This window comes from Paracoccus broussonetiae (assembly GCF_031854425.1).
Classification (GTDB): domain Bacteria; phylum Pseudomonadota; class Alphaproteobacteria; order Rhodobacterales; family Rhodobacteraceae; genus Paracoccus; species Paracoccus broussonetiae.
This window is the reverse complement of record NZ_JAVRQI010000021.1, coordinates 30,597-46,905: the sequence shown is the minus strand read 5'-3', so window position 1 is coordinate 46,905 and position 16,309 is coordinate 30,597. Positions and strand designations below refer to the sequence as shown.

The 16,309-nt window shown below is 64.6% G+C and carries 16 protein-coding genes and 1 tRNA gene; 9 read left to right on the top strand and 8 right to left on the bottom strand.

Annotated features, from left to right (window positions below; all coding sequences use genetic code 11):
- Window positions 1-76: 76 nt before the first annotated feature.
- Window positions 77-337: a hypothetical protein gene (locus tag RM190_RS21110; RefSeq protein ID WP_311761459.1), complete on the bottom strand. Its 261-nt coding sequence runs from the start codon at window positions 335-337 to the stop codon at window positions 77-79.
- 15 nt (window positions 338-352) lie between these two features.
- Here RM190_RS21110 and RM190_RS21105 point away from each other — a divergent pair, with 15 nt between their 5' ends.
- The 5 genes from RM190_RS21105 (at window position 353) to RM190_RS21085 (ending at window position 7,774) form a co-directional block, all read left to right on the top strand.
- Entirely contained in the window at window positions 353-3,013 is a 2,661-nt protein-coding gene (locus RM190_RS21105; RefSeq protein ID WP_311761458.1) for an AAA family ATPase, read from the top strand.
- Window positions 3,014-3,108: 95 nt separating this feature from the next.
- Entirely contained in the window at window positions 3,109-4,236 is a 1,128-nt protein-coding gene (locus RM190_RS21100; RefSeq protein WP_311761457.1) for a metallophosphoesterase family protein, read from the top strand.
- On the top strand, window positions 4,233-6,863 hold the full coding sequence (locus RM190_RS21095; RefSeq protein WP_311761456.1) for an AAA family ATPase: 2,631 nt from the start codon (window positions 4,233-4,235) through the stop codon (window positions 6,861-6,863). Before RM190_RS21100 ends, RM190_RS21095 begins: the two co-directional genes overlap by 4 nt.
- 345 nt (window positions 6,864-7,208) lie before the next feature.
- Window positions 7,209-7,607, top strand: a complete 399-nt coding sequence (locus tag RM190_RS21090; protein ID WP_311761455.1) for a helix-turn-helix domain-containing protein — start codon at window positions 7,209-7,211, stop codon at window positions 7,605-7,607.
- Entirely contained in the window at window positions 7,604-7,774 is a 171-nt protein-coding gene (locus tag RM190_RS21085) for a hypothetical protein (protein WP_311761454.1), read from the top strand. Before RM190_RS21090 ends, RM190_RS21085 begins: the two co-directional genes overlap by 4 nt.
- A gap of 19 nt (window positions 7,775-7,793) precedes the next feature.
- On the opposite strand, the gene RM190_RS21080 is transcribed toward RM190_RS21085, so the two are convergent.
- The 4 genes from RM190_RS21080 to RM190_RS21065 all read right to left on the bottom strand — a co-directional run bounded on the left by RM190_RS21080 (window position 7,794) and on the right by RM190_RS21065 (window position 9,111).
- The gene (locus tag RM190_RS21080) at window positions 7,794-8,201 is read right to left on the bottom strand and encodes a type II toxin-antitoxin system death-on-curing family toxin (protein WP_311761453.1); all 408 of its coding nucleotides are present in this window, start codon (window positions 8,199-8,201) and stop codon (window positions 7,794-7,796) included.
- Window positions 8,198-8,422, bottom strand: coding sequence for an AbrB/MazE/SpoVT family DNA-binding domain-containing protein (locus tag RM190_RS21075; protein WP_311761452.1), 225 nt, complete (start codon window positions 8,420-8,422; stop codon window positions 8,198-8,200). Before RM190_RS21075 ends, RM190_RS21080 begins: the two co-directional genes overlap by 4 nt.
- A gap of 155 nt (window positions 8,423-8,577) precedes the next feature.
- Window positions 8,578-8,808 (bottom strand): helix-turn-helix transcriptional regulator, encoded by a 231-nt coding sequence (locus tag RM190_RS21070; protein ID WP_311761451.1) that lies wholly within the window; start codon window positions 8,806-8,808, stop codon window positions 8,578-8,580.
- A 213-nt stretch (window positions 8,809-9,021) separates the two neighbouring features.
- Window positions 9,022-9,111 (bottom strand) — tRNA-Ser (locus RM190_RS21065).
- A gap of 254 nt (window positions 9,112-9,365) precedes the next feature.
- Between RM190_RS21065 and RM190_RS21060 the strand changes: the two genes are divergently transcribed.
- A complete protein-coding gene (locus tag RM190_RS21060; protein ID WP_311761450.1) occupies window positions 9,366-10,118 on the top strand; it encodes a gamma-glutamylcyclotransferase in 753 nt (250 codons plus the stop codon).
- An 18-nt stretch (window positions 10,119-10,136) separates the two neighbouring features.
- Here the strand turns inward: RM190_RS21060 and RM190_RS21055 are convergent, their stop codons facing one another.
- Window positions 10,137-11,081 (bottom strand): ring-cleaving dioxygenase, encoded by a 945-nt coding sequence (locus tag RM190_RS21055; protein ID WP_311761449.1) that lies wholly within the window; start codon window positions 11,079-11,081, stop codon window positions 10,137-10,139.
- Between the two features lie 63 nt (window positions 11,082-11,144).
- Between RM190_RS21055 and RM190_RS21050 the strand changes: the two genes are divergently transcribed.
- The 3 genes from RM190_RS21050 to RM190_RS21040 all read left to right on the top strand — a co-directional run bounded on the left by RM190_RS21050 (window position 11,145) and on the right by RM190_RS21040 (window position 15,055).
- A complete protein-coding gene (locus RM190_RS21050; RefSeq protein ID WP_311761448.1) occupies window positions 11,145-12,155 on the top strand; it encodes a LysR family transcriptional regulator in 1,011 nt (336 codons plus the stop codon).
- Between the two features lies 1 nt (window position 12,156).
- Complete coding sequence (locus tag RM190_RS21045; RefSeq protein WP_311761447.1) at window positions 12,157-13,176, top strand: LLM class flavin-dependent oxidoreductase; 1,020 nt, start codon at window positions 12,157-12,159, stop codon at window positions 13,174-13,176.
- Between the two features lie 109 nt (window positions 13,177-13,285).
- Window positions 13,286-15,055 carry a monovalent cation:proton antiporter-2 (CPA2) family protein gene (locus RM190_RS21040; protein WP_311761446.1) on the top strand — a complete coding sequence of 590 codons (1,770 nt, stop codon included), beginning with the start codon at window positions 13,286-13,288 and terminating at the stop codon, window positions 15,053-15,055.
- Here the strand turns inward: RM190_RS21040 and RM190_RS21035 are convergent.
- Together RM190_RS21035 and RM190_RS21030 are read right to left on the bottom strand one after the other, a co-directional pair.
- Window positions 15,052-15,618, bottom strand: a complete 567-nt coding sequence (locus RM190_RS21035; RefSeq protein WP_311761445.1) for a HutD/Ves family protein — start codon at window positions 15,616-15,618, stop codon at window positions 15,052-15,054. The two genes, RM190_RS21040 and RM190_RS21035, sit on opposite strands and share 4 nt — an antisense overlap.
- On the bottom strand, window positions 15,615-16,307 hold the full coding sequence (locus tag RM190_RS21030) for a response regulator (protein WP_311761444.1): 693 nt from the start codon (window positions 16,305-16,307) through the stop codon (window positions 15,615-15,617). Before RM190_RS21030 ends, RM190_RS21035 begins: the two co-directional genes overlap by 4 nt.
- Between the last annotated feature and the right edge of the window lie 2 nt (window positions 16,308-16,309).

Below are 16,309 nucleotides of genomic sequence, written 5' to 3'. Positions count from 1 at the left end.
CTCGCCGGTTAACATTATGGGGTTCGTTTTTAACATTTTCGGACCGGCGAGGGCACAAATGTTAAAGGCGCGGCTCTCAGGAGGCTCTAGCAAACTCCCCGAAGAGATGCTCGGCAGCCTTTTTGTAGGCTTTGGAAGCCTCCTCGGCTGTGCGGTTCTCATGGTATTTGTCCATCGCCTGCTGGTGGGTCTCGAAGGACAGCAGCTGGTCGCGCGAGAGGTGCAGCGGACGGCGCTGCTCGACATCTTGACTCTCGCCGGCCCAAACGAGGTAGTGGCCCGTCAGATCGGATGGAGCGCCGCTTGCGTCCGCTAGGGTAAGCAAGCATTCTCTCATCACTGGGGAGAGAAAATGGCCAAGGATCTAATGGGTTGGGCTGCCGAACAGCCCGATTGGGTGAAGGACAGCTTGCGGCGGATCGCCGTCGCGGCGGACCATACCGTCGAGCAGGCTGATGCCGACTGTATCCTCGACAACGTGCGTGCGACGGCTAGAGCTGGCTCGTCCGTTCACCCCATTACTTCCATCGATGCCTCGCATCTCGGAGGCGGCTCAGGGGAGACGCGGCGGACCGTGCTGGCGCAGCTCGGTCCCGTGCAGAACATCGACCGGCTTGCCGGTGGTCAGAAGCTGCGCATGGCCCCAGTGGGCATCACGCTGGTCTATGGTGAGAACGGGAGCGGGAAGAGCGGCTACACACGCATCGCCAAGCGGCTGTGCCGCAGCCTGACCGCGGACCAGCTGCGAGGTAACGTCTTCGAAGCGAGCGCCGGACCAATGCGGGTGCAGGTGCGTTATCAGGTCGGCGACGACCCGGTGACCGATATCGAGTGGGATCCCGCGACACCGGCACCCTCGCAACTCCGCCAGCTCTCGGTTTTCGACAGTCACAACGCCCGGCTCTACGTGGATAGCGAGAATAGGATCGCCTATCTGCCCCGCGAGCTCGCGATCCTCGAGCACCATGGCGAACTGTGCGACCAAATGACTGAGAAGTTCTTGGCGGACGAGAAGGTCCTCGCACCGCGGCTTCGCGTCCCACTTCCCGCTGGCTACACCCAAGGTGGCTCTGTCTCCGTGACGCTCGCCAAGCTTGACCCAAAGGCCCCTTCGCTGCCTAGCGAGGACGATCTCCGCAAGCTGTCCGAACTTTCTGAAATTGAACTCGCGGAACTCGCCCAACTCGAGGTGGATCTCGCCGCCGATCCTGTCGCCTTGGCGGCGATGCGCGGCCGCGCCGCCGCGCTGCTGAATCGCGTGGGCGTAGTGCTGGGAAAGCTTCGGGAGGGGCTTTCAGAGACGGTTGGCGAGACGATCGCATTGGCACGGCGGGAGCTGGACCAGGCCGCGGAGGCCGAACGGATCGTAGCATCCGCCAGCTTCGCAGACGAACCCGTCGCAAACGTCGGCAGTCCGGCATGGCGCATTCTATTCGAGGCGGCGCGTGCGTTCGCGGCTGCTGGAGCGGAGGCGCCGCCTGAGCGTCTCCCGGAGGCGACCGGCGACCTCTGCCTTCTGTGCCTCGAGCCGCTCACCTCGCCGGGTGCCGCTCGACTTGCGCGCTTCAACGACTTCGTGAGTGGTGAGGCCACAAAGCGAGCCGATGGAGCACGCAACGCGCTGAAGGCGCTCCTGGAGCAGGTCGCGCAGGTGAAAGTGCCTGAGGTCGCGGTCGTTGAGGATAGCCTAGCAGGCTACGGACAGCTCGACGCCACGCGTGCAAACATCGTGGCCGAGATCATTAGGATCTTCGGTGATTTCGAGTCGCGGCGTGCCGCGCTGCTGGACGAGAGCGCGAACCCAGCCCCCGCTCCGAATGTCACCGCGCTCTCCGCGACGGTCACCGCCGAACTCGCCCGCCTTGAGGAGGAGGCCGCATCACTGCGGCAAAGCGCATCCCATACCGAAACTCTAGACGCCATGCGAGCGCGGCTCGCCGAACTCAAGGACCGGGCGAAGCTCGCGAACGACCTAGAGACGGTCCTTCAGCGTCTGCGGGATGTAACGGAGCAAAGGTCGCTGACCTCCTGCCGGACACAGGTGGCGACGCGACCGATCTCGAAGCAGATCACCGCCCTGCGCAAGCAGCTCGTGACCGAGGAACTGGAGCGCCGGATAGCCGAGGAGATCGGCTTGCTCGACCTGACCCACCTCCCGTTCAAGGTCAGCGATTCGAGTTCGGGCGGCAAGAGTCTGTTCTCGGTGGGTCTGCAGGGCGCCGGTGCGGTGAAGAACAATCAGGTCCTCTCGGAGGGCGAGCAGCGGGCGCTGGCGCTCGCGTGCTTCTTGGCCGAAATCGGAGGCGACGATGCGCGCTACGGCATCATCGTCGACGACCCGGTGTCCTCGCTCGATCACTTACGCATTCGCAAGGTCGCCCAGCGTCTGGTCGCCGAGGCGAAGAAGGGGCGGCAGGTCATCATCTTCACGCACAACCTGGTGTTCTTCAACGAGGTGGTCTCGGAGGCCGCTCGGGCCGGGGACGCCGCGCCGCTGATCAAGTCGGTTGTCGCCAAGACGCAGTCCGAGGGCTTCGGTGTTGTCCGCGAGAACAGCGCGCCGTGGGGCGCCGATCTGAACGCAAGGATCGAGATGTTGCGGAAGCGCGCCAAGGAACTCAAGGCTGTGACGGATTTCGATACGGACGAATACCGTCGGCATGCTAAGGACTTCTATTCGGACTTACGCGAAACTTGGGAGCGGACCGTAGAGGAAATCCTCCTAGCGAAGACCGTGGTAAGGCTCGTGCCTGACGTGAAGACAACTAGTCTCAGGGAAGTGACCGTCACCGACGAAGACTACCGAACCATCTTCTTCGCGATGAAGCGGACGTCGGAACGGTCGGGCCACGACATGTCTGCGGGCAGGGACATACCGCAGCCGTCCCCGAAAGAAATGGAGGCAGACTTCAAGGTGCTCGACGACTTCAAGATCGGACTCGTGAAAAGGAGGAGGGAGATCTCCGCCGTGCGATCCGCACTCGAGAACCCGGCGGGCGCAACGCTGCTCTAACGAGATGCTCCGACCATGCAGAAAATAGGTATGAGAGGGACAGGTTTTGTAAATCCCGTCCGAAACCCACCAGACTGACAAACGCGGAGTTATTCGTGTCGAGGCTCAAGATCATCCACACCGCCGACTGGCAGCTCGGCAAGCCGTTCGGACGGTTTCCCGTCGAGGTCGCCAATGCGCTGTCCGAGGCACGTCTCGATGCGGTCGACAGGTTGGCCTCGGCGGCGGCAAGGCAGGGTGCGAGACACATCCTCGTGGCTGGAGACGTGTTCGACAACGTCGATCCCGGCGACAGGGTCGTGACGCAGGCCCTGTCCCGAATGGAGGGAGCGAACGTCACGTGGTGGCTCATGCCGGGAAATCACGACCATGCACGTCCCGGCGGGCTATGGAGCCGGGTGAGGCGGCTCGCAGCCCCGCAGGTCCGCATCGTCGACTCACCGGAGCCTCGCGAGATCGAGGAAGGCGCTTGGCTCCTGCCGGCACCGCTCGAGCATCGAAAGACGGTCTCGGACCCAACCGCCGCCATGGTCGAGATGGCGACGCCGGCAGGTGCGTTGCGGATCGGGATCGCGCACGGCTCGATCACGGAATTCGGGGCGACCGGGGAAAGCTCCAACCTTATTCCCCCTGACCGGGCCCGTTCGGCCGGGCTGGACTATCTCGCTCTCGGAGACTGGCATGGGCACCTCGTCGTCGGCGATCGCACTGCCTACAGCGGCACACCGGAGATAGACCGGTTTGGCCGGGAGGAGGTAGGCTCGTGCATCGCAGTCGATGTGCGCAGCGGGGACGCGCCTTCACTCACGCCGACAGAGACCGGGCGATACCGCTGGCTGAGCCGACGGTGGGAGATCCAGACCGCGGAAAACATCGAACGGGAAGCGGCAGGCCTGAGGTCTGAGGCGCGCCTGTCCGATGTCCTCCTGCAACTGAAGCTCTCTGGGGTGGCAAGCGTGGCAGACCGCGTCGCCGCGACTGCGGCGCTGGAGGACCGATTGGCGCACGAGGTAAGGCACCTCGACTTGGATGCGAGCGGACTGGCCACACAGCCGACTGAAGAGGATGTCGCACGCATCGACGTCCAGGGTGCGCTTGCTGGTGCGGCGGCGGCACTCCGGGCGCGCGCCATGGGAGGAGGACTAGATGCGGCCATCGCTGCGTTAGCGCTCCAACGGCTCTACGTGGAGGCCATGCGTCAGGGAACTGAGGCTCAGCGATGATCATCCGCTCACTAGAGGTCTCCAACTTCCGCAAGTTCCGCGACCCTCTGCGCGTCGACGGCTTCACAGACGGTCTCAACATTGTTGTGGAGCCGAACGAGACGGGCAAATCGACGCTGCTGGAGGCGCTGCGCGCGGCCTTCTTCATCCGCTACTCGGCGAAGACCGAACTGGTTCGCTCCTATGTGCCGATCGGCGACGACGTGGCGCCTCGCGTCTCGGTGGGCTTCGACCTCAAGGGTCAGCAATGGACGCTCGACAAGCAGTTCATCAAGGCGCCTAGCGTGCGACTAGTCGGACCGTCCGGTCGCAGGGAAAGCGAGGCGGCTGAGGAAGCGCTTCAGGAGCTGCTCGGCTTCGAGCGCGGCAACAATCGCGGCACCGATCCCGAGACACGGGGTCCCCTCGGTATGCTGTGGGTGGAGCAAACCAAGGCGCTCGAGGTCGAGAGCCCAAACAGGATTGTCCGAGATTCGGTTCGCGGTGTGCTCGAAGCGGAGGTCGGCGCAGTCACTGGCGGCCGACGGTTCGATGCAATACGAGCCAGTGTCGACGCCGCCTACGCCGCTCTGCGAACGCTTACCACCGGCAAGTCGCGCGGCGAGCTCGCCGCCTCGGAAGCACGCGTCGCAGCCGCCAACACGGCATGTCACGAGGCTGAAGGGGCATTCCGTGACTATGAGCAGTTATTGAGCGACCTCGACAACGCCAAGGCGCGTCTCAGGATTGTAGAGCGGGATCTTCTTGATCCAGAGACGGTCGAGGAGCGACGAGAGTTGGAAGCGGACGTCAAGCTCGCGGAAACTGCTTCGCTGCGTTCGTCGGCGGCCGAGGCGCAGCACGGCCGTTCGGACGAACTGGCGAAGGCTGCCGCTGCCCGCATCGAGCGGCTGGACGAAGCGGAGGCCCGCGTCGAGAAGGCGGACGAGGAAATCGTTGCGAGCCAGTCGAAGAAGGCGGACGCACAGGCGGCCGTCAACGAAGCAAGCGTCGATGAAAGGGCAAGGCGCTCTTCGCTTGAGGCTGCACGCAAGGTTCGCGAGGATGCCGAGGCGGCGCTGACCGCCGCGCGGGACCGTGCGCGAGACTTCGCGGCGGCCGCTGGCGCGCGCCGCGCCGTCGACGCCCGGAGGGCACTGGGTGAGTTGGAGGAGCGTGAGCGCATGTTGGCCGGCGATGTCGCGCTCGCCCTCGACCGGAAGGCGTTGGACGAAATCGCGCAACTCGAGCGCGAGGAGATGGCAGCGCTCGCCCGGTTTGAGGCCGGTATCGTCAGGGTCGACCTCAAGACCGCTTACGGCACGCAGCTCCGGATCAACGGCGTGGTAAGCGAGGTAGAAAGCATCGATGTCCTCACCCCCACCCGCTTCGAGATCGGCGACGCCGGCAGCATCACCGTGCACCCGCCGCAGGCAACCGGCCGCTCGATGGAGGTGGACCTGTCAGCGGCACGCGCGAGGCTTGCAACCGGCCTTCGCTCTCTTGACATCCTCTCGCACGCCGCGGGTGTGGCCCGCAACGAGCGCGCAGCGAGCGCCGAGCGCGAACTGAAGGCGCTGCGCTCGCAGATCGCGGTCGCGTGTCCCGGCGACCTTGCCATTAATCTTGCTCCCGGTGCAGACGCACTCCGAGCCTTCGTTGCAGGGCTCGGGGGCAACCTGGCCGAGGCTGTAGCCCCAGCCGACGATCTCCCCGTCATCGAGGCAGAGGTGTCTGAAGCTCGGCTGAAAGAAGTGTCGGCCGCCGCCACGCACGAGGATAGTAGGGCGGTGCTGTCCAAGGCGGAAAACCTGCTCGCTACGGCTGCCGCCAACCTCATGTCCGCCACGCGCGAGCTGGACACTGCGGCCGAGAACCTGCGCACTGTGCTGGGGAACGGCGATCGAGCCACCCTGCAGGCGGCGCTCCACGAGGCTCAGCGCGACCGGGCGGCCAAGCTTGAGGCGCTGGAGCAAGCGCGTGAGGGTGCGAGCGCCTTCGACCTCGCGGCGATCCGACGTCGCATGGAGAACATCGACCGGGCGGCCTCCCGAGCTGGCGAGGAGAGGCTCGAGTTAACGCGCATGATCGCAACCCTCGAAGCGACAATCGCACGCGAGGGCCAGTCCGGCCCGGCGGGCCGTCTCGCCGAGGCGAGGGAGGAGGAAGTTGCAGCGACCGCAGCATGCGATCGGCTGCGCCTGGAGGCTGACACGCTCGAGACACTCCGCAAGGCGCTGACCGACGCGGCGAACGAGGCGTCGCGGACGTTCCTCGCGCCCGTCACACGGCGAGCGGCGCGCTATGTCGGGCGCCTACTGCCCGGTTGCGACCTCTCCTTCGACGATGGGCTTAGCTTGGCAGGAGTCACACGCGCCGGCATCGACGAGAACTGCGTCGATCTTAGCCGGGGGACGCAGGAGCAACTCGCGATTCTGACGCGGCTGGCTTTCGCCGACCTCTTGCTGGAGGACGGTGCACCGATCTCGCTGATACTCGACGACCCGCTCGTCTATTCCGACGACGCCCGCCTGGAGACGATGACTGACATTCTGCAGGAGGCATCGCAGCGCATGCAGGTCATACTCCTGACCTGCCGTTCGAAGGCGTTCCGACACGTCGATGGCAATCGGATCACCCTTCCGTGATCGATAGCAGTAGCGCACATGTCCTCACTTTTGTGAGAAGCTGCCTAGCCGCATCCGGCCCTGAACTAGATATTCGCACCTATCGAACCAAACCACCACTTATGGCTGCTTTAGGGACATCACACTTTCACAGCAGCAGTAGCCTGCACGTGCAACGAGCATAGCTAGGTCCGCATTGCGGCGAAAAACCCGGAGGGTTCCGCGGCCCCAACGTCGCGGGCACTGGCTGCATCCCCGTCACCTGCTCACGATATTTCTAGGACTTCGCATCGGGTGAAGTCCCCACCCGACGCAGCGCACAGCGGTCTTTACGGTCGATCTCAGTCAACAACAGATGAGATTAAGATGACCGCACCGCACGCAACGACACCGGCAGCCAAGCTTGTCGCTGACCGCGTTCGCGACCTGTCCCACCGCAAGACGCAGGCAGAGATCGCCAGCGAAGCGGGCTTCGCCAACCCGAACATGATGAACTTCCTCAAGACCGGGAAGAACAAGATCCCTCTGGATCGCGTGCCGTCCTTGGCGAAGGCGCTCGAGGTTGATCCGGCTTACCTGATGCGGCTGGCGCTCGACCAGGCTGTCGGCACTACCGCCGCGAAGGCGATCACCGAGATCTTCGGCACACCCGCCACCGAAAACGAGCGCGCCTGGCTCGACGAGATCCGTGACGCGTCACAGAACTCTGATCCGCGCCTGACCTCGCGCTCTCGGACCGCGCTAAGAGGAATCTTCGGCAAATGAGTGAGGATCTGTTCACTGTCCCCATGGGACCGGTGGGGCCGTGGGACCAGCTGAGCGCGAACGAGAAGGCTTGGATCGAGTTCATCAGGGTCATCTCGGGTGGACGTGACCCGAAGCCCTCTCCGGCGCGCGTGAGCGCGCTGTGCGCGCTTCTGGACGCGGGATGAGGCGTCGGCAGGGGAACGGTCAGCCGTTCTCCGCCTTGGCTTCCTGCTGCACCGATAGCGCACGCAGCCAACTGGCGAAGCTCGTCTCGGTAGCGGCGCCCGAGGCGAGGTCCTCCATCATCCTAACACCCTCAAGCGGCTCCGGGCGCAGTTTCAGCCCGTTCAGCCGCAGAAAGGTGAAGCTCGCGACGAAGGCGGTGCGCTTGTTACCATCGACGAAGGCGTGTGCCTTGCTGATCCCGAAAGCGTAAGCAGCGGCTATGTCGAAAACGTCCGGCGACCCGTAGGCGGCCAAGTTAATCGCCCGCGCACAGCCCATCTCCAACAGCGCCGCGTCACGCATGCCTGAAGCACCGCCATGTCGCGAGATCTGACGGTCATGGATCACCGTGAGTGCGCCCAAGGGCACCCAAATCCAGTCAGTCACGCCAAGGCCTGCAGCAGATCCCTGTTCTCGTCCATGACGACCTCGGCAGCCGCTAGAGCTGCTTTGAGGTTCGGATCTTCGACCATGACCTTCAACCCGCCGTCATCAGTGCGGACCACATAGAGGGTGTCGCCCTCCTTGGCGTCGAGCAGAGTCAGCATTTCGGTCGTGAGCGTCATCACGGCGGAGTTGCCAACCTTTCGGATCTTGGTCTCGATCATGGGGTCCTCTTTGTATGCTTATTTGTATATACTCCCTGGCGAAAGCCGCAACAAGTCGAGTTATAGGTTTCACGACGACGATATAACCTGGACCACCCGGCAGCCGTTATGAGGCTGCAGAGTGGTCCACATTCACGAGGAGCAGGCGCGGCCGATTAGGCCGCAAGGGCCCACGACGCGCTCATCACACAGCATGCCTGCAACTGCTGATCGTATTCATTCAGGTCCGCCAAGCGCCACCGGGTGCAGTTCGGTCCGACACGAACCGCAGCGGGGAAATTTCCCTGCTTCGTCCAGCGCCAAATGCTGTCAGTGGACACGCCGTAACGCTTCGCAACCTGCACCACCGAGAGGAACAGGTTTTCAGCTTCGAACGGTGTAGTCATAGTCCTCTCCAATGAACAGTGGCGCCGAAGATGCCGCCCAACTCACTCATACGGAGGACTGAACTGTTCATCCCGTGGGATGAGAAAAAATCTTGATGAGCGAAAGCTGTGTCGAGAGATCAGCCAAGCGCCAGACTGTTGTTGGTAAGGAAGTAGGTCCCGATACAGCACTGTTCGGAATATCCAGAGAATTCTGCTACTTACATGAGGTAGTGGCGGAGACGAAGGGATTCGAACCCTCGAGACGGTTCCCCGTCTGCACCCTTAGCAGGGGTGTGCCTTCGACCACTCGGCCACGTCTCCGCCGAGCGGTCTAGCAGCGGAGCGATGGCAAAAACAAGGCCCAATCGTCACGATCCTCATGGAAAGGCCGAACTGCCCCTGCCTTGCGCGTCAGCGATCTGGCGCACAAAGCGTCGCCTGCGCCCTCAACCGCTTACCTGGCGCCGCCAGAGCGGTCCAAGCCATCATCCGGCTTGCGGCCGCGGGCGGGATGGCGTTCCCTGAAGCTGATCGACACATGCCGAAAGCGAAGGTCAGGAAGACGGAAGACAGCGATGAAGACCCCTGCCCCCACGCCGGCCCCCCGGACGATGTCGCTGACGGCCCAGCATGTCGCCCTGTCGCTCAGGGACGAACCCGACCTTGGACCCGAACCGGGCTGGCGCCAGATGGACGAAGGCGCGATCGAGGCGCTGTCGCGCCAGTATCACGAGGATCTGGGCAGCGATCCGCTTTGGGTCTTTGCCTATGGCTCGCTGATCTGGAAGCCCGATTTCGACGCTGTCGATCATTGCCGGGCCAGCGCATATGGCTGGCACCGGTCGTTCTGCCTCAAGATGCATCATTGGCGCGGCTCGCCCCAGCAGCTGGGTCTGATGATGGCGCTGGAACGCGGCGGGCGATGCGATGGCGTGATCTATCGCGTGCGCGAAGGCGACCGGCTGGCGCAGATCCGGCGCATGGTCACGCGGGAGATCCGCTATCACGAGAATATCGACATGATGCGCTGGATCCCGGTCCACACCGCCCGCGGTCGGATGCGCGCGCTGGTCTTCTGGGCCGGGCCGAGCGGTGAGCGGATCCTGAGCAAGCTGCCGCTGCATGAGGTCGCGCATATCCTGGCACGCGCCTGCGGCTCTGCCGGGTCCTGCGCCGAATACCTGTTCAACACGGTGCTGCATCTGCAGGAATTCGGGATTCGCGACCGGAACCTGTGGACCCTTCAAAAGCTGGTGGCACAGGAAATCGATCAGCTGCATGGCCATCCCCGCGACCTTGCCGCCGAACGGAAAGGGGCCGCCGGTTGAACCGGCGGCCCCGATAGATCAGTCAAGCGGCTTCAGTCCGGCTTCGATCTGGGCGCGGCGCCCCTCCAGGAAGGGCGGCAGCGACAAGGACTGGCCCAGCGTTTCCAGCGGCTCGTCGACGGCAAAGCCCGGATCGTCCGAAGCCAGCTCGAACAGGTTGCCGCCCGGCTCGCGGAAATAGAGCGAGCGGAAGTAATACCGCTCAACCTCGCCCGAGCTGGGAATGCGCAGTTCGTTCAGGCGCTGCGCCCAGTCGTGGATCGCGGGCTTGTTCGGCACGCGGAAGGCGACGTGGTGGACCCCTCCGGCACCTTGGCGTGCGATGGGCAGGTCAGGCTGGACCGCGACGTGCAGTTCCGCCGAGGGACCGCCCGCGCCCATTTCAAAGACATGCACGCTGCCCTGCCCGTCCGGGCTGGCATATTCGCGCACCTTGCGCATGTTCAGCACCTGGGTCAGCACCAGTTCGGTCGGCGCAAGATCGGGAACCGAAATGGTGATCGGCCCCAGGCCGTGGATCTGGTGCTGAGCGGCGACCGGGCTTTTTTCCCAGGCCGCGGCGGTGACGCCGGGTGCATCCTCGGTCAGGCGGAAACGCTGGCCTTCCGGGTCTTCGAAATCAAGGCTGGTGCGGCCGTCAAGGTCAATGACCTTGCCCGCGGTCAGGCCGCGATCGGCCAGCCGACCCGCCCAGAAATCGAAGCTGTCCTTGCCGATGCGAAGACCCGTGCGGCTGATCGAATGGGTGCCGCGGCGTTCGCGGGCAGCCGGCCAGTCGAAGAAGGTCAGGTCGGTGCCGGGCTGTGCCAGCCCGTCGGCATAGAACAGGTGATAGGCGCTGGTGTCATCCTGGTTGACCGTCTGCTTGACGAGACGCAGGCCAAGCGCGTCGGTATAGAACTGCTTGTTCTCGCGGGCCTGGGCGGTGATGGCCGTCAGGTGGTGAATTCCGGTGAGCTCCATGGTGGGCCTCCTTTTCTCTGCCAGCCAATATCGGACAGGTCAGCCGTTTCCGCCACCGAGGCAGTGTCGAACATTGCGTTCTGCGCTGACGAACGGTCTTGGGCTTGCGCGGCGGCGGCCACCGGCTATCTTCCCGCCATGCGCTATGATCTGAACGACCTTGAAACCTTCCTGACCGTCATGGAGCTTGGCACCGTGACTGCCGCGGCCGCCCGCATGAACCTGTCGAAATCGGTGGTCAGCAAGCGGATCACCGATCTTGAGGCGACGCTGGGCGCCGCGCTGTTTCGCCGCAATGCCGGGCGTATCACCCCGACAGAGGCCGCGATGCATCTGGCCGAGCGTCTGCGCCCTGCCCTGAACGAACTGGTCGCAGCCGCCGAAAGCACGGCCTGGGACATGGATGGCGTCGCACCCCTGCGCGGCAGCCTGTCGATCTCGGCCCCGATGAGCTTTGGCATCCTGCATCTTGGTCCGATCATCGCGCGTTTCGCCGCGCAGAACCCCGAACTTGAGATCAAGGTCGATTACGATGACCGGACCCGCGACCTTGCCCGCGAAGGCTATGACATCGGCATCCGCGTGGGTAAGCTGCGCGACAAGGCCCTGATGCAGCGCAAGCTGTGCGAGGATGAAAGCGTCGCCTGCGCCAGTCCCGCCTATCTGGACGCGCACGGCCGCCCGGAAAGTCTGGCGGATCTGCGCGACCATCAGGTGATCGGATACAGCCACATGCCGAACAGCCAGCTGTGGCAGTTCCAGGACCGCGATCGCTTTGTCGCGCCGCTGGTCGAGGGGCGCATCTCGCTGAACAATGGCGAGGCGATCCGCGACATGGCGGTTCAGGGGTTGGGGCTGGCCATGCTGCCCGGCTTCATCGTCGCCTCGGCCGTCGCGGATGGGCTGCTTGAACGTATCCTGACCGGCTTTCCGACGCGCCGGATGCCCATCGTGGCGGTCTGGCCGCCGGTCGCCCCCATGCCCGCCAAGCTGCGCCGCTTCATCGACCATGTCGCGGCCGAGCTGAAGGATCCCCCGTGGCAGGACCCTGCCACGCAAGCCCCCCGAGGATAGAATGAAAAACATCGGCTTTCTCTCATTCGGCCATTGGTCGCCCGATGGCCATTCGGAAACCCAAAGCGCGCAGGACGTGCTGCTGCAATCCATCGACCTTGCCGTCGCGGCCGAGGAACTTGGTGCGGACGGCGCCTATTTCCGCGTCCACCACTTTGCCCGCCAGCTTGGCAGCCCGTTTCCGCTGCTGGCCGCCGTCGGCGCGCGCACGAAACGGATCGAGATCGGCACGGCCGTCATCGACATGCGCTATGAAAACCCGCTTTACATGGCCGAGGATGCCGGTTCGGCCGACCTGATCTCGCAAGGGCGGCTGCAACTGGGGATCAGCCGCGGCTCGCCCGAGCAGGTGATCGATGGCTGGCGCTATTTCGGCTATGCCCCGACCGAGGGTGAGACCGATGCCGACATGGCCCGCCGCCATGCCGAGGTGTTCCTGGACGTGATCCAGGGCCACGGCTTCGCCAAGCCAAGCCCGCGCCCGATGTTCCCGAACCCGCCCGGCCTGTTGCGCCTGGAGCCGCATTCGCCGGGCTTGCGCGACCGGATCTGGTGGGGCGCGGCTTCGAACGCGACCGCAAAATGGGCGGCGACGCTGGGAATGAACCTGCAAAGCTCGACCCTGAAAGAGGATGAGAGCGGAAAGCCTTTCCACGTCCAGCAGGCCGAGCAGATCCGGCTGTATCGCGAGACCTGGGCCGAGATCGGGCATGAGCGCGCGCCCCGCGTCTCGGTCAGCCGGTCGATCTTTCCGATCATGAACGACCGCGACCGCATGTATTTCGGGCGCGGCGGCAAGGAAGACGACCAGATCGGCCAGATCGACAACATGCGCGCGATCTTTGGCCGCGGCTATGCCGGTGAGCCCGACAGGCTGATCGAGGAATTGCGTGGCGACGAAGGCATTGCCGAGGCCGATACCCTGTTGCTGACTGTCCCGAACCAGCTGGGCGTCGAATACAACGCCCATGTCATCGGCTCGATCCTGGAACATGTCGCCCCGGCCCTTGGCTGGCGCTGACCGCGTCGCCGGTCCCGCCCGGGGCCGGCATTTCCGACAATCGCAGGATGCAGGGGCGCATTGCCTGCGCTAGTCTGCCGCGAACAACATAAAAAGAGGGACGGCACAGATGGCAGCGACCGAAGCCGCGGCGGGGGCCGCCCATATGGCCGGAACCAGCATTGACAGCGTGGTCATCCTGCTTGCCGCGGCGGTGATCGCGGTCCCGCTGTTTCGCAAGCTGGGCCTTGGCTCGGTGCTGGGGTATCTTGCGGCGGGGCTGGCCGTCGGGCCCTTCGGGCTGGGCATCTTCCACGACCCGCAATCCGTGATCCATGTCGCGGAGCTGGGCGTCGTCCTGTTCCTGTTCATCATCGGGCTGGAGATGCAGCCCTCGCGCCTTTGGGCGATGAGAGGCGAGATCTTCGGCCTTGGGCTGGCCCAGGTGCTGCTGGCGGTGGGCCTTCTGACCTGCGTCGGGTTGGCCCTGGGCTTTCCGGTCGCCTCAAGCTTCGTGTCGGGCGCGGGCTTCGTGCTGACCTCGACCGCCATCGTCATGCAGATGCTGGACGAACGGAACCAGATGTCGCTGCCCAAGGGGCGGCGCATCATCTCGATCCTGCTGCTTGAGGATCTGGCCATCGTCCCGCTGCTGGCACTTGTCGCCTTCCTTGCCCCCGGCGGGGGCGAGGTCACGCTGGCCGAACGCTTTGTCAGCATCGCCATCGGACTGGGCTGCATCGCGGCGCTGGTCGTGGCCGGACGCTATCTGCTGAACCCGATGTTCGGCCTGCTCGCCCGGTTCGGCGGGCGCGAAGTGATGACCGCCGCCGCGCTTCTGGTCGTGCTCGGGGCAGCCGTGCTGATGCAGGCCGGTGGACTATCGATGGCGATGGGCGCGTTCCTGGCGGGGGTGCTGCTGTCGGAAAGCACCTTCCGTCACCAGCTGGAAGCCGATATCGAACCCTTCCGCGGACTGCTGCTGGGCCTGTTCTTCCTGGGCGTCGGCATGGCGCTGGACCTGCAGACCATCGTTTCGAACTGGGCCCTGATCGCGATCTGCGTCCCGGCCTACATGATCCTGAAGATGCTGCTCATCTATGGCGTCGCCCGGCTTTGGCGTGCCGACCACCGCGAGGCGCTGGAGCGCGCAGTGCTGATGGCGCAGGGCGGCGAATTCGCCTTTGTCCTTTATGCCAGCGCCATGCAGGTCGGCATCATCTCGACGCAGGACAACGCCGTGCTGACGGCCATCGTCATCGTGTCGATGGCGCTGACACCGCTGATGATGATCCTGCACGACCGGATGACCCCGGACGAGATCCCTTCGCTGGACGGGGTCGAGGCAGCCGACGGCCTCAGCGCGCGGGTGCTGATGATCGGTTTCGGCCGCATGGGCCAGATCATCAGCCAGCCGCTGATCGCGCGGGGCCATTCCATCTCGATCATCGAGAAGGATCCCGAAACGATCCGCAACGCCGACGAATTCGGCTTCAAGATCTGGTATGGCGACGGCGCGAGGCTGGATGTCCTTCACGCCGCCGGCGCGGCCGAGGCCAGCCTGATCATCGCGGTCGCCGGAGACAAGGACGCCGTCACCCGCATCACCCAGTTGGTGAAGCACGAATTCCCCTTGGTCCCGATCATGGCGCGCGCCTTTGACCGCGAACATGCGCTGGAATTGGCCAATGCCGGGGTCGATTTCCAGCTGCGCGAGACGCTGGAAAGTGCGTTCAGCATGGGGCGCGAGGCGCTGCTGCAACTGGGCGACGAACCCGAGGAAGCCGACGAAGTCATCGCCGGGATCCGCGCCCGTGACATGCAGCGTTTCCAGATGGAATGCGTCGGCGGCATCTTTGCCGGTCGCGACCTGATCCTGGGAAACCGCGGCGCGTCCTAGATCTGGCCGATGCGGATCAGCCAGACCGGCGCAGTCGCGGAAAGCCGGCTCAGCGCGTCTTGCCCCTGACACAGCACCGCATCCAGCGGCCCCAGCGCCAGCGCCTCGGCGCCAAGCTGCAGGCGCGTGGCCTCGGTCGCGAGGACCAGCCGCCAGTCTGCGCCGGGTAGATCCTCGGCCTGATCCACCCGCGCGAGGCTGTGCCAGAAATGGCCGCGCCGCGTCATCACGTTCAGGTCCGTGATCGGACGACCCGGCAGCCGCGCCGAAACCGGGACATCCGCCGGAAAGGACAGCGGCGCACCGCCCGGTCCCAGAAGCTGCGGCGGCTCATCATGGATACTCAGCGCGATGCCGTCCCCGCTCAGCACCGCAAGGCTGCGATCGATGCCAGGAAAGATCGAGAAATCGCCATCCTCGTCCACGGCGGCCATGCTGACGCGCCAGCCGAAATCGGCCAATCCGGCGCCCTGCGGGTGGACCGCAATCTCGGTCGTCACGCCGCGGCCGTTCTTCCACGGCATCCGGCGATGGCCGGTCGCGGACAGGATCGCGATGCTCATGCCTTGCCTCCCTCGGGTTGTGCCCAGCGATAGCCGACGCCGGGCTCTGTCAGGATCAGCGCGGGCCGTGCCGGGTCCGTTTCCAGCTTCTGGCGCAACTGGCCGATGAAGACACGCAGATAGGGCACGTCCTCGACATGCGCCGGGCCCCAGACCTGCTGAAGCAGGCGGCGATGCGTCATCACCCGCCCCGCGTTCGAGGCCAGCACTGCCAGCAGATCGAACTCTTTCGGGGTCAGGCGAAGCTGTTCACCGTCGCGGCTGACCTGATGGGCGTCCAGGTCGATCACCAGCCCGTCCTGGCGGATGACCTCGATCCGGGCGGCGCGGCGCGGACGCAGGCTGACCCTCAACCGGGCCAGCAGCTCACCAATGCCAAAGGGCTTCGCGATGAAATCATCCGCGCCCAGATCCAGCGCCATGATCTTTTCCATCTCTTGATCATGCGCGGACAGAACGATCACCGGCAGGTCCGAACGCAGGCGCAGCCGTTCGATCACCTCTTTTCCATTCATGTCGGGCAGGCCGAGATCCAGGATCATCAGGTCGGGTTCCTGCGAGGAAACGCTCGCCAGCGCCTCGGAGCCATTGGTGGCCAGCCGGGTATCATAGCCGGCAGCGGTCAGCGCGTGGCCCAGGAAGCGCTGGATCTGGGGTTCATCATCGACGATCAGGATGGTCTGCCGCATGT

Coding starts and splice junctions, on each gene's coding strand:
- RM190_RS21110 (WP_311761459.1), bottom strand. CDS start 337: ATGAGAGAATGCTTGCTTACCCTAGCGGACGCAAGCGGCGCTCCATCC.
- RM190_RS21105 (WP_311761458.1), top strand. CDS start 353: ATGGCCAAGGATCTAATGGGTTGGGCTGCCGAACAGCCCGATTGGGTG.
- RM190_RS21095 (WP_311761456.1), top strand. CDS start 4,233: ATGATCATCCGCTCACTAGAGGTCTCCAACTTCCGCAAGTTCCGCGAC.
- RM190_RS21090 (WP_311761455.1), top strand. CDS start 7,209: ATGACCGCACCGCACGCAACGACACCGGCAGCCAAGCTTGTCGCTGAC.
- RM190_RS21085 (WP_311761454.1), top strand. CDS start 7,604: ATGAGTGAGGATCTGTTCACTGTCCCCATGGGACCGGTGGGGCCGTGG.
- RM190_RS21075 (WP_311761452.1), bottom strand. CDS start 8,422: ATGATCGAGACCAAGATCCGAAAGGTTGGCAACTCCGCCGTGATGACG.
- RM190_RS21070 (WP_311761451.1), bottom strand. CDS start 8,808: ATGACTACACCGTTCGAAGCTGAAAACCTGTTCCTCTCGGTGGTGCAG.
- RM190_RS21060 (WP_311761450.1), top strand. CDS start 9,366: ATGAAGACCCCTGCCCCCACGCCGGCCCCCCGGACGATGTCGCTGACG.
- RM190_RS21055 (WP_311761449.1), bottom strand. CDS start 11,081: ATGGAGCTCACCGGAATTCACCACCTGACGGCCATCACCGCCCAGGCC.
- RM190_RS21045 (WP_311761447.1), top strand. CDS start 12,157: ATGAAAAACATCGGCTTTCTCTCATTCGGCCATTGGTCGCCCGATGGC.
- RM190_RS21040 (WP_311761446.1), top strand. CDS start 13,286: ATGGCAGCGACCGAAGCCGCGGCGGGGGCCGCCCATATGGCCGGAACC.
- RM190_RS21035 (WP_311761445.1), bottom strand. CDS start 15,618: ATGAGCATCGCGATCCTGTCCGCGACCGGCCATCGCCGGATGCCGTGG.
- RM190_RS21030 (WP_311761444.1), bottom strand. CDS start 16,307: ATGCGGCAGACCATCCTGATCGTCGATGATGAACCCCAGATCCAGCGC.